At 62.7% G+C, this 12,461-nt stretch carries 10 protein-coding genes and 2 pseudogenes; 4 read left to right on the top strand and 8 right to left on the bottom strand.

Going from position 1 to position 12,461, the window contains the following annotated elements; all coding sequences use genetic code 11:
- The first annotated feature begins 281 nt into the window (after positions 1-281).
- Positions 282-1,277: a catabolite repressor/activator gene (cra, locus tag HU738_RS22915; RefSeq protein ID WP_186604332.1), complete on the top strand. Its 996-nt coding sequence runs from the start codon at positions 282-284 to the stop codon at positions 1,275-1,277.
- Positions 1,278-1,279: 2 nt separating this feature from the next.
- The gene (locus tag HU738_RS22920) at positions 1,280-2,056 is read left to right on the top strand and encodes a TatD family hydrolase (protein ID WP_186604334.1); all 777 of its coding nucleotides are present in this window, start codon (positions 1,280-1,282) and stop codon (positions 2,054-2,056) included.
- 60 nt (positions 2,057-2,116) lie between these two features.
- Here the strand turns inward: HU738_RS22920 and HU738_RS26440 are convergent, their stop codons facing one another.
- From HU738_RS26440 to HU738_RS22940, 5 genes and pseudogenes are all read right to left on the bottom strand, one after another.
- Positions 2,117-2,830 (bottom strand): methyl-accepting chemotaxis protein, encoded by a 714-nt coding sequence (locus HU738_RS26440; protein WP_437182037.1) that lies wholly within the window; start codon positions 2,828-2,830, stop codon positions 2,117-2,119.
- Between the two features lie 144 nt (positions 2,831-2,974).
- Positions 2,975-4,276, bottom strand: a pseudogene (locus tag HU738_RS26445) (HAMP domain-containing protein); the annotation flags it as partial.
- A complete protein-coding gene (gene ampE, locus HU738_RS22930) occupies positions 4,242-5,084 on the bottom strand; it encodes a regulatory signaling modulator protein AmpE (RefSeq protein WP_186604338.1) in 843 nt (280 codons plus the stop codon). The gene ampE and the pseudogene HU738_RS26445, both read right to left, overlap by 35 nt.
- Positions 5,081-5,653: a 1,6-anhydro-N-acetylmuramyl-L-alanine amidase AmpD gene (gene ampD, locus HU738_RS22935; RefSeq protein WP_186604340.1), complete on the bottom strand. Its 573-nt coding sequence runs from the start codon at positions 5,651-5,653 to the stop codon at positions 5,081-5,083. Before ampD ends, ampE begins: the two co-directional genes overlap by 4 nt.
- Positions 5,654-5,742: 89 nt before the next feature.
- A complete protein-coding gene (locus tag HU738_RS22940; RefSeq protein WP_186604342.1) occupies positions 5,743-7,887 on the bottom strand; it encodes a DUF1631 domain-containing protein in 2,145 nt (714 codons plus the stop codon).
- Between the two features lie 244 nt (positions 7,888-8,131).
- Here HU738_RS22940 and nadC point away from each other — a divergent pair, with 244 nt between their 5' ends.
- Entirely contained in the window at positions 8,132-8,980 is an 849-nt protein-coding gene (gene nadC, locus HU738_RS22945; protein WP_186604344.1) for a carboxylating nicotinate-nucleotide diphosphorylase, read from the top strand.
- A gap of 54 nt (positions 8,981-9,034) precedes the next feature.
- Here the strand turns inward: nadC and trxB are convergent, their stop codons facing one another.
- On the bottom strand, positions 9,035-9,997 hold the full coding sequence (trxB, locus tag HU738_RS22950) for a thioredoxin-disulfide reductase (RefSeq protein WP_186604346.1): 963 nt from the start codon (positions 9,995-9,997) through the stop codon (positions 9,035-9,037).
- Between the two features lie 310 nt (positions 9,998-10,307).
- On the opposite strand from trxB, the gene cysZ reads away from it, so the two are divergent.
- Positions 10,308-11,036, top strand: a complete 729-nt coding sequence (gene cysZ, locus HU738_RS22955; protein ID WP_186604348.1) for a sulfate transporter CysZ — start codon at positions 10,308-10,310, stop codon at positions 11,034-11,036.
- A 45-nt stretch (positions 11,037-11,081) separates the two neighbouring features.
- Here cysZ and HU738_RS22960 read toward each other — a convergent pair whose 3' ends face one another.
- Entirely contained in the window at positions 11,082-11,699 is a 618-nt protein-coding gene (locus HU738_RS22960; RefSeq protein WP_186604350.1) for a GAD-like domain-containing protein, read from the bottom strand.
- A 19-nt stretch (positions 11,700-11,718) separates the two neighbouring features.
- Positions 11,719-12,461, bottom strand: a pseudogene (locus tag HU738_RS22965) (polymorphic toxin type 15 domain-containing protein); the annotation flags it as partial.

Below are 12,461 nucleotides of genomic sequence, written 5' to 3' on the forward strand. Positions count from 1 at the left end.
AGCCCCGGCTTGGTTTTGGTGCCGGGTACTGAGGTATTGTTGTGATATTCACGGAATCAGCCAGTTCGACAGCCTTGCAAGGCCGACAGTCGAGGCAGAAAAATTAATAGCTGAAACGTTTAATCTGACCAAGCGGCCACGTTACTCGATAATCTTCCGAGGCAAAAGCCCCATCCTGTCGGACAATTGCGACAATGGTCGTCTGCGCGTGGCGGCCAACCCGGGTCAAACTACCCGGTCCTGGTTCCGTAGCCAGTCCCGGTAATAACAAGGAAAATTCGGTGAAACTCAGCGATATCGCCCGTCTGGCCGGTGTGTCAGTGACCACTGCCAGTTATGTCATCAATGGCAAGGCCGAACAGCAGCGCATCAGCAACAGCACTGTCGAGCGGGTGCGTGCGGTGGTCGAGGCCCATGGCTTCACGCCCAACCCGCAAGCCGCCGGCCTGCGCAGCCGCCACACCCGTACCCTGGGCTTCATTCTCCCGGATCTGGAGAACCCCAGCTATGCCCGCATCGCCAAACAGTTGGAACAAGGCGCCCGCGCCCGTGGCTACCAGCTGCTGATCGCCAGCAGCGACGACCAGCCCGACAGTGAGCGCCAGCTGCAGCAGCTGTTCCGCGCCCGGCGTTGCGATGCCCTGTTCGTCGCCAGCTGCCTGCCGCCAGAGGACGACAGCTACCGTGAGCTGCAGGACAAAGGCCTGCCAGTGATCGCCATCGACCGGCGCCTGAACCCGGCGCACTTCTGCTCGGTGATCAGCGACGACCGCGATGCCAGCCGCCAACTGGCCGACAGCCTGCTGGCCACCGCGCCGAAAAGCATTGCACTGATCGGTGCCCGCCCGGAACTGTCGGTCAGCCAGGCCCGCGCCGGTGGTTTCGACGAAGCGATGCAAGGTTTTGCCGGCGTAATCCGCCGCTACCAGGGCGAGGCCTTCAGCCGTGAATGCGGCCAACGCCTGATGCAGCAGCTGATCGACGAGCATGGCGGCCTTCCGGACGCCCTGGTGACGACCTCCTATGTGCTGCTACAAGGGGTGTTCGACACCTTGCAGACGCGCCCGGCCGATTCGCGCCAGTTGCACCTGGGCACGTTCGGCGACAACCAGTTGCTCGACTTCCTGCCGCTGCCGGTCAACGCCATGGCCCAGCAGCACGGCCTGATCGCCGCCACCGCACTGGAGCTGGCCCTGGCCGCCATCGAGGAAAAGCGCTACGAGCCAGGCGTGCACGCCATTGGCCGAACTTTCAAGCAACGCATCAGCGGGGCCTGACCATGCGCCTGATCGACACCCACACCCACCTGGACTTCCCCGATTTCGACGCCGACCGCCCGCGCCTGCTGGCCAACGCGGCGGCGCGCGGGGTGGAACGCATGGTGGTGTTGGGGGTGTACCAGGCGAACTTCCAGCGGGTGTGGGACCTGGCCTGCGCCGAAGACGGTGTGCATGCGGCCCTGGGGTTGCACCCGGTCTACCTGGAGCAGCACCGGCCGGAGCACCTGACGCAACTGCGCGAGTGGCTGCAGCGCCTGCATGGCGACCCACGGCTGTGTGCGGTTGGCGAGTTCGGCCTGGACTACTACCTCGAAGCGTTGGACAAGCAACGCCAACAGGCGCTGTTCGAAGCCCAGTTGCAGATGGCCTGCGACTTCGCTCTGCCTGCCCTGCTGCATGTGCGCCGCAGCCATGCCCAGGTGATCGCCACGCTCAAGCGCTACAAGCCGGCGCGTGCAGGGGTTATCCATGCCTTTGCCGGCAGTTACGAAGAGGCACGCGAGTACATCAAGCTGGGCTTCCGGCTTGGCCTGGGCGGTGCAGCGACCTGGCCGCAGGCGTTGCGCCTGCACAGGACCCTGCCGCGCCTGCCGCTGGATAGCATCGTGCTGGAGACCGATTCGCCCGACATGGCCCCGGCGATGTATGCCGGCCAGCGCAACAGCCCGGAGCATCTGCCCGAGATTGCCGAAGCGCTGGCCGAGCTCATGGGCATCGAGGCCGAGGCACTGGCTGAGGCCAGCAGCCGGAATGCCTGTGAGCTTTTTGGCTGGTAGCACTGGCCTCTTCACGGGTAAGCCCGCGAAGAGAGCGGCACCGATTACACAAGGCCGGCATCAGACTCTGAATGCCCCGATCAGGCGTTTCAACTCCACCACCTGCGACGAAAGCACCCGGCTGGCATCCTCGGCCTGGCAAGCGCCTTGGGTCGTATCCTGCGACGCCCGGTTGATCGCGATGATGTTGCGGTCGATGTCATGGGCGACCGCCGTCTGCTGCTCCACCGCCGCGGCAATCTGTTGGTTCTGCTCGACAATGCCTGCCACTGCCCCCAGGATGTTGCCCAGCGCCTGCTGGACCTGGCGTGCTTCATCCACAGTACCCGCTGCCATTTCATGGCTGCTGTGCATCGCTCGCACCGCCTGCTCCACGCCGTCACGCAGACGCTGAATCATCTGCGCGATCTGCGCGGTGGAGTCCTGGGTACGCCGGGCCAAGGTACGTACTTCATCGGCCACCACGGCAAATCCCCGACCCTGCTCACCGGCCCGCGCCGCTTCGATGGCGGCGTTCAACGCCAGCAGGTTGGTCTGCTCGGCAATGCTGCGGATCACCTCGAGCACCTGGCCAATGGCCTGGCTGTCATCGGCCAGCCGATTGATTGCCAGCACGGTCTGGTCGATTTCCTCGGCGAGGCGACCGATGCTCTGTTGCTGGCTGGCCACCAAGGTACCGCCGCTGACGCTTTCCAGGTTGACCTGCTGCGCGCCGGTGGCCGCCAGCGCGGCACTGCGCGCCACCTCCTGCGCGGTGGCGCTCATCTGGTTCATCGCCGTGGCCACCTGCTCGATCTGTTCACGCTGGCCACTGACCGCCTGATTGCTGCGCACCGACACCGCCAGCACCTGCCCGGCCTGCTCTTCGACGGCCACCACGGTGCGCCCGACCTGGTCGATCAGGCTGCGGATACGCCGCACGGTTTCGCTGAAACCCTGGCCCAGTTCACCGAGTTCATCACGGCTGTGCGCCTGGAAGCTGACCGTCATGTCGCCCGCCGCCACTTTGTCCATGGCACCTCCCAGGCGGCGCAGGGTTGCCCGGGTCGAGACATAAAAACCGCCGTACAAATACAGGATCAACACGAAGACACCGGCCAGGACCGTGCCCAGGGCAAGCATGCGCAAGCGCTGCTCGGCCAAGCGTTGCTGAAGCTGCGCCTGCAGGTGCCCGAGCACGGCATCATTCAGGCGATACGTCTGTGTCATCAGCTCGCTGACCTGCTGATAGAACCCCGGCCATGGGGCATCGAGGGTCTGCGCCACCACCACTTGCTCTTCAAACAACGCCGCGGCCTGTTTGAGTGTCGCCTGGCTGGCTTGCGCTGCGTCCTTTAAAGCCGCTGTAGCGCCGGGGTCCGTGGCCAGGGCGTCGTCCAGGCGCAGGGCATAATCTGCCGCAAGACGTTCCAGGCGTTGCAGCACATCTTCGAAACGGGCGCTGCCCGAGGAATCGATGAACCCCCTTCCCAGCGCAATGGCGCCGAGGGCCCTGCCCTCTCCTAACGTCTGGGTAACCTGCGCCGTGGCGACCCCGAGCAGTTCGCTCAACTGGCGTACCGAAGCCTGGCGGTCCTGGCTCAAGCCAGCCTGGCTGGCCACCTGCTTGCCCAGCATCTGGCCCTGGGCCTGCAGCTTGTCGAACATGGCCGCCTTGCTCTGCAACGAAGATTCCGACCGGGCGGCGACAAATGCGACAGCCAACTCCTCGAGCTTGTCTGGCGGCACCGCCTCATCGCCTTGCAGCCTGTGCAGCTGGGCCTGGAGCTGATCCTGCAACGCTGTGATTTGCGTTTCTACATCCCCGGCCTGGCCCGACTGGCCGAGCCCGGCATTGATCTGCAACAGGTTGCCCAGCGCCTCCAGGTCGGCGCGCAGGGACAGGCTGTCCGCCAGCGGGGCAATGCCCTGCAACTCGACGCGGGTGGCATGGAACTGATGGTAGGCATCGCGCACCAGATAAAAGCTGGTGGCCAGCATGGGCAGGAAGAACAGGACGCTGATGAGGCTGAACTTCTGGCCGAAGCTCAGCCGATTCATCAATGCGATGGCCGGGTAGAGCAGACGCTTCACGGGCACCTCCATGGATTCTTGTTGTTCTGCAGAGATAGCACTCGGCCACCTGTATAACGCAGATCGAATCGGAGGTTTGTAACTTAAGGTTAATCGCTGCCTGCAGAGCCACTCAGACCAGGACTGTCCACAGGGCGAACCCTGCATACCACAACACCGCGCAGCGCAGCAGCAACTCCCACAGGCTGTCCAGCCGCCCCAGGCCGCGTTGTGGGTCTTGTTCCTTGGGGGTGTCATCGGCAACGTCATCAGCGATGCGCCCGACCCTGGCCACCAGGTGCCCGGCGCTGATGTGCCAGTTGAGCAACTCGTGCAGCATCACCCGCATCACCGCAACGAAGTTGCCGACCAGCGCGAAGCTCAGGGTCAGCACGCGCACCGGCAGCCAGTCCATGATGTGCCGCAACTGTTCGGCGCGGGCCTTGAGCGCAGGCTGGCGGCTATGCTCGCCCGTCAACGCCAGCAGGCGGTAGGCCAGGGCCGCGCCTGGGCCAAGCACGAAGTACCAGAAGATCACCGCGAAAAAGCTCTGGTAGACCTGCCACAACAGGTAACCCTGCACACGGACCAGCAAGCTGTGCGGCTCGTCGGCCGCCAGGCCCAGGTCACGTTCGGCCACATGCAACGCGGCCTGGTCGTCGCCACGCCGCCAGGCATCGCGAAACGGCCCCAGGGAACCCTTGGCATCGCCACGCCCCAGGCTATAGATCAGCACCAGCAGGTGCACCGGCAAGGCCAGCAAGCCGTAGGCCACCGGGTCCAGTACGTGCAGCAACAGCACCAGCAGCACCACCGGTGCCAGCATCAGGATCGCCAGCGTCCACCCGGGATGCACTTTGCCGCTGCGCTCCAGGCGCACCAGCTCGCCCAGGAAGAACCCGTCCCGTTGAACCTGATGGCGCAGGGCAGAAAACTTCTCTATCCACAGCGCCAGTAACAGCACCAGAAAGCTCATGCGTCGTCCTCGTTGTCCTTCACGGCCTTGCGGTAACGCGCCCAGTCGAACGCCGGGCCGGGGTCGGTCTTGCGCACCGGAGCGATATCGCAGTGGCCCTGGATACGGTCAAGGTCGATCACCGGCCAGGCGGCCTGGATCTGCCAGGTCAGTTGCTTCAGCACCGCGTATTGGGCATCTGTATAGGGCAGGTCGTCGGTACCTTCCAGCTCGATACCGATGGAAAAGTCGTTGCAGCCCTCGCGCCCGTCGAAACTCGATACACCGGCATGCCAGGCGCGGTCGAGCAGCGACACGAACTGAGTCACCGCACCGTCGCGTTCGACAAACAGGTGCGCCGACACCGTCAGGTGGCTGATGCTGGCAAAGTAAGGGTGTTCATCAGGGTCCAGGCGGTTCTGGAAGAATTGCTGCACCTTGCCGCTACCGAAGCAGGCTGGCGGCAGGCTGATGTTGTGGATCACCAGCAGGGAAATCGCTTCACCCTCCGGGCGGGCGTTGAAGTTCGGTGAAGGGCAGTGAGTGATTCCGTTTCCGTGGAACCAGCCAGTGGCACGGTCCAATTGCATGGGGCAGATCCTGAAAAGCGCCGGTACAGAGCTGCAGTATGCCCTGCGCACGGGCCGCAGTGCATGTGAATGATTGTAATGCCGTCGGCTCAATTCACCTGTTGCTGACGCAGGCCTTCGAGCACGGTTTCCAGGGCCCGCTCGAACAGCAGGCCATCATCCAGCAACCGCGCCTCGCCTCGGCGCAGGGCTTGCGCCAGGCCGACCGTGTTCCATTCGCGCACCTTCATCCCGGTGCGGTTGGCGAAGACCAGCCGGTCGCTGCTGTCGATGCGCGCCACCAGCTTGCAGCGCAGCGGCTCGTCGTCATCGAGCATTTCCACCCAGGTACCGATCCGCAGGCGCTGCACCAGGCGCAGCTCTGGCGCTTGCTCATCGCGTTGAAGCAGCGGTGCGCAGACGGACTCCTCGGCGATGGCCAGCACGATGTCCTCGGCCACCAGCACTTCAGCCAGTTCAGCACTGCCGGCTGGCTGGTCGCCCCCCGCGCAGGCACGCAAGTGCAGTTGCTCCAGTTGCAGGAAGAACTCGCGGGTGGCAGCCGAGTCCAGCGCCACGCTGGCCAGGCCGTCACGCAGGGCCTTGAGCAGGCCAGGCACTTGCTGCAACAACACCTGCGGCTGCTGATGCGGGGCAATGCTGGCGAGCAAGGTATCCATGGTTTCCAGCCCCTGCTGCCAGGCTGGGGACGCTTCGCCCTGCTTGAGCCAGGCCATCAACAGTACCTGGCTCCAGGCGTGCACCAGCATGTGCACCACCCCCTGCGGCAGGGTCCGCCCGCGCAGACGCTGGTTGAGCGCTTGCTGCACTTGCTGACGTGCCTGCAAGGCACGGGCGCGTCCTTCTTCAGCATCGCGTGTGCGCTGCTCGAGCAGCTCGTTGCGCCGGCGCTCGTCCTGGCTGAAGGCGAGGAAATCATCGAGCAGCTCGGCGAACAGCGTGGTGTCTTCGGTGAAATCGTTGAGCAAGCGCTGGACGATGCGCTCCACGCGCAGATGCAAGCTGTCGCGCATGCCTTCGCTGCCGGTTTCCCAGCCGATCGCAGCAGCGGCGATTTCGTTCATCAGGCGCCGCGCCGGGTGGCTCGCGCGGCTGAACAGGCTTTTGTCCAGCAGCGCTACCTTGAGCAGCGGAATATGCAAGCGAACGATCAGTGCGCGCAGGCTCTGCGGCAGGTTGTCGTCGGCAGCGATGCAGGCGAACAGCAGGCCGACCAGGTTGATCGTGTCCTCGTCGGTGCCGGCGATGCGCCGGCGGGTGCCACTGCGCACGCTGACCCGCAGCAGCAACTGTTCAAGCTGCTGGTCCAGGTCGAAGTCGTCATCGTCGGTCGTTGCCGGCACGTAGTGCTGCAGGTGCGATAGCAGGCGCAGCAGGTCGGCAGTACTGATCGGCTGGGCGGCGGCAGCGGCTTGCAGGCGCGGAGCGACACGGCCTCTGCAGGGTGCCAGCAGGCCTTCCAGCGACCGCATGAAAGCCTGCCCGGCACTGTCAGCGCCCATCGCATCGGCCTCGAGGTTGGCCGACACCCGTCGTGTACCCACGCGGCGGTCCTCGGCGCGCCGCCGCGGTGCCGCCTGCAACTCGGGCATCACGCCCGCAGCGGCCAGCAACTGGTTGGCTTCTGCATAAAGCACGTCGACGTCACGCAGCACATAACGCTCGAACAGCTTCAGCAGAATCAGCTTGACCCGCAGGCCGACGCCCAAGTTGCGCCCGGCATCGAGGAAGTAACTACACAGTGCAGCAGGCCCGAACGGGTTCTGCTGTTCGTCGAAGCTGCGCGAGAGCAGGCATTGCAAACGCTGGCCCAATTGCTCGAGGGCGACGCCATCGCGCGACAGCACGCGGGCAACCATGCCATCGACGGCAGCGGTACGCTCCTTTTGCGCTTTGTTTTTCGCCGCCATCTGGCCCAGCGGGTCGAACTGGCCGATCCGGGCGAAGGTATCGTAGAAGATGTCGAGAAAGCCGCGTTCGATGTGCTTGCGCTTCAGGCGCAGGTCGCGCATGGCCTCGAAGTAGAGGTTCTGGTCGAACCGGTCCACCGCCCGATCGGCCATTTCGAACAGCGTATCGTCGGCATTGTCGAACAGCGCCTGCAGGCCCTGACGCAATTGCAGCGCGGCCTTGTCGCGCACCTGCAGGAGCAACACCGGGAGGCAAGGCAAAGGCGTGCGAGCGCCCCGATCGATGGCGGCCGAGAGGGGCACCACCTTGCCTTCTTTTTGCATCCCGGACTCCTTGCTGGGTGACGTAATCGATACGGCGAGAGATCGTCAAAGCTATGACGCCAAATGTTGGGCGCCATTATCGATAAAAATGCCGATAGCTGCCAGCACTCTTCACTGGCCGATTAATGACCGCGGTTTCAGGCAAATGCTCACGCGGCCTGACCAAAGGTCGCCTGCACGGCAGCTGTACACGGCGCCGCCCCCCTGCCCTATAATCGCCGGCACCTAGCTTGTGGAGCCGACCATGCCGAACCTACGCCTTGCCGACCTGACCGCCGAGATCGAAGCCAATGTGCGCCGCGCACTGCTGGAAGACATCGGCAGTGGCGACATTACCGCGCAGCTGATCCCGGCCGAGCGCCTGGCCAAGGCCACCATCATCACCCGCGAAGACTGCGTGATCGCCGGCACCGCCTGGGTCGATGCCGTGTTCCGTCAGCTCGACCCGCGCGTGGCGGTGCACTGGCAGGTTGCCGATGGCGAGCGCGCCACCGCCAACCAACCGCTGTTCCACCTCGAGGGCCCGGCACGTTCGCTGCTCAGCGGCGAGCGCAGCGCGCTGAACTTCCTGCAGCTGCTGTCGGGTGTGGCCACTCGCGCGCGCTTGCTCGCCGACCTGGTCGAAGGCACCCAGGTGCAGCTACTCGACACCCGCAAGACCGTGCCGGGCCTGCGCCTGGCGCAGAAGTACGCGGTCACCTGCGGTGGTTGCCACAACCATCGCATCGGCCTGTACGACGCCTTCCTGATCAAGGAAAACCACATTGCCGCCAGCGGTGGCGTGGCCGAAGCCGTGGCCGCAGCGCACCGCATCGCCCCCGGCAAGCCGGTGGAAATCGAAGTGGAAAGCCTGGATGAACTGCGCCAGGCGCTGAGTGCGGGCGCGGACATCATCATGCTCGACGAGCTGACCCTGGACGAGATGCGCGAAGCTGTGCGTATCACTGCGGGCAAGGCCAAGCTGGAAGCCAGTGGCGGGGTCAACGAAACCACCCTGCGCGTGATTGCCGAGACCGGCGTCGACTACATCTCGATTGGCGCCATGACCAAGGATGTGAAGGCCGTGGACTTGTCGATGCGCCTGAGCCTGTAAGCGAATCGCGGGCAGAAAAAAACCGGCCAATCGGCCGGTTTTTCTTTGCCTGAATCAGAACGAGGCGTTGGCCAGGCCGTCCAGGTAACGCTCGACGTCCAGTGCCGCCATGCAGCCAGCGCCAGCCGAGGTGATGGCCTGACGGTAAACGTGGTCGGCCACGTCGCCCGCAGCGAACACACCTTCGACGTTGGTGGCGGTGGCGTTGCCTTCACGGCCGCCGTTGACCACCAGGTAGCCGTCCTTGAGGGCCAGCTGGCCTTCGAACAGCGAGGTGTTCGGGGTGTGGCCAATGGCGATGAACACGCCGTCGACCTTGATTTCGTCGCTGCTGCCATCGTTGTTCTTCAGGCGCGCGCCGGTCACGCCCATGTTGTCACCCAGCACTTCGTCCAGGGTGGCGTTCAGCTTGAGTTCGATCTTGCCTTCGGCGACACGGGCGTTGAGCTTGTCGACCAGGATCTTCTCGGCGCGGAAGGTTTCGCGGCGGTGCACCAGGGTCACCTTGCTGGCGATGTTGGCCAGGTACAGCGCTTCTTCCACGGCAGTGTTGCCGCCGCCGACCACGGCGACCGGCTTGTTGCGGTAGAAGAAACCGTCGCAGGTGGCGCAGGCCGAAACGCCCTTGCCCATGAACGCTTCTTCCGACGGCAGGCCCAGGTAACGGGCGCTGGCGCCAGTGGCGATGATCAGCGCGTCGCAGGTGTACTGGCCGCTGTCACCGACCAGGGTGAACGGTTTTTTGGCCAGGTCGACGGCATTGATGTGGTCGAAGACGATCTCGGTCTCGAAACGCTCGGCATGTTCCTGCATGCGCTGCATCAGGGCCGGGCCGGTCAGGCCATGGGGGTCGCCCGGCCAGTTGTCGACTTCGGTGGTGGTGGTCAGCTGGCCACCCGCCTGCATGCCGGTGATCAGCAGTGGCTTGAGGTTGGCGCGGGCGGCGTAGACCGCAGCGCTGTAACCGGCAGGGCCGGAACCGAGGATGATGACGCGCGAATGACGTACTTCAGACATGTCGAACTCCTGTCGAGCGGGCCACAAGGCCCGCCAGCTGGAAATTAAAAAGGACCCACGCAGCACTTGGGGAAGGCTACAACGCGCAGGCCCAGAAAGCGGAAAGTTGAGCGCACTGTAGCGAGGTGGCAGAGAGTAAGGAAATATCCATCGACAATCCACCTCATAGGCATCCTCTATCTGGCAAATTCAGCTCGGCCACGGCACTGGCTCATTTGTTACAGCCGGTTTCTTCATGTGCGCCTGCCTTTCGTCGGCGCGGCAAACTCGGTAAGGTCAGCGCGTTTTCCCTTCTCTGCGGAGTGTTCCGATGCAAGCCCCTGTCCTCTCCGGCCCCCAATACCTGCGCGAAGGCCTGAAACTGGTGCTCAGCCCCAACCTGCGGATGTTCGTGCTGTTGCCGCTGGCAATCAACCTGCTGCTGTTCGGTGGCCTGATCTACTTCGCTGGCCATGAATTCAGCCTGTGGCTCGACGCGCTGATGCCAACCCTGCCCAGCTGGCTGAGCTTTCTTTCCTACATTCTTTGGCCGCTGTTCGTCGCTTTGCTGGTGCTGATGGTGTTCTTCACCTTCACCCTGGTGGCCAACATCATCGCCGCCCCGTTCAACGGCTTTCTTGCGGAAAAGGTCGAAGTGGTGCTGCGCGGCCAAGACCCGTTCCCGGCGTTCAGCTGGGGCGAGCTGGTGGCCATGGTGCCACGCACCTTCGGCCGCGAGATGCGCAAGCTGGGTTACTTCCTGCCGCGGGCCATCGGCCTGTTCATCCTGTCGCTGATCCCGGTGGTCAACGTGATCGCCGCGCCGCTGTGGCTGATCTTCGGGGTGTGGATGATGGCCATCCAGTACATCGACTACCCGGCGGACAACAACAAGATGAGCTGGCAGGACATGCTCGCCTGGCTGCGCCAGAAGCGCTGGCAGTCGCTGGGGTTTGGCGCAATTACCTACCTGGCGCTGATGGTGCCGCTGGTGAACGTGCTGATGATGCCGGCGGCGGTGGCGGGGGCAACGCTGTTCTGGGTGCGCGAGCGGGACTGAATTGAGCGAGGGGCTGCCGGGCAGCCCCATTCGTAGCGTGTTCCATTAAAAATCGGAGAAGCTGTAGGGTTTGAGAGGTGATAACTGAGAGAGCAGTATCAAATGCTCAACTGCGCTTACCTTTTGTAGATTTTCAACTTTGCTTAAACCGCCAAACGCTAGCGCCGGAACAAACCCGTACATCTCATCGCACCCAAGGACACCTAAATGTTTCTTTGCAGGCTCGAAGAAATCTCCAAAATCATTGGACTCTCGCTCCATCAAAAGAAAGAAACCATCCACTTCCCTATCCCTATCATCAGTAGCAAGCCCATCAGCTGAGCCGCAATAGTTTGATGTATGGGCGACGATATTTAACGAGAACCCGGAATTCTCACCGTACAGATAGAGATCACCAAAAGCGCCACGGGCGATGATGTGATAGGTATCCCGTCCCTCTAGCGCAGTGCCTTCTATAAATGAAGCGGCCACGCCCTCGTAGTCTTGAGGATTGACTGTCCAAAATATTCCATCACCATAACCACACCAGCCGTGCTCGGCCCAGTGCTCCAATAGTTTTCTCGGTAGCTTACCTCTGTAGCGTTCAACGCTGGAGGGAGGTACTTCCTGCCTGAACACGGGCTCGCCCATTCCCTCAATGAAAAGAGAGTAAACTTCGTCCATCGTCGCGCTCCTCAATTTTTTAGCATTTATGCAATCTAACATTCAAAAAACCTGAAACATTTCCCTCTTTTGATTGCTTTTCGACTGATTGCATGAGTTCCCCCAACCTACTTTTCCACTGAGGACCTATGGTGGAGTTTACTTGTCTATCCCCGAAGTCAGAAATGACATCCCTGCCACCGGCAATTAGATCGGGATTGTGCAGCGCAGCAAGAGAGGACATTGTTTCCCTCGCCTGTTTTGCTGAGCGTTTTTTCGCTTCAACTGGACTCATATCCCTAGACAGTTCGCCATAAGCTCTTTTCCTCAAATCATCATATAACTTCCTTCTTGCCTTTCTCGCAATTTTCGGATCACGCTCTTTGGGATTTACAACATTCTCCAAGAATTCTTCAACAGTGAGCCGGTTCAGTCCGTCCTGCTGTCCCTTCAACTGCCGTTCAAACTCGCCATGCTTCGACGCCGGCAACTTGTCCGCCTTGAAACATGCCACCGTATGCAACGGCATGCTACCGGGCTTCCCTTGGATGGCTCCTTGTCTTTCCCCGCGGGCCGGTCAGGCTGCGCAGGTTGGGGTTCCCCCACCGCGCCCTTGCGCCGCTCCGGCACTTGCAGGTCAGGCCGTTTCTTCAAAGCCTCTTCGTGCTTGAGCATCCATTGCCCAATCCGTGCGCCTTTCTTGCTGGCGGCCATTTCCTGGGCCAGCACACCCGCATTGCCACCGCCACGGGTGAGGTAGGACACCATGGCGCCCAACAGCAG

It is taken from the genome of Pseudomonas vlassakiae, from assembly GCF_014269035.2.
GTDB classification, from domain to species: domain Bacteria; phylum Pseudomonadota; class Gammaproteobacteria; order Pseudomonadales; family Pseudomonadaceae; genus Aquipseudomonas; species Aquipseudomonas vlassakiae.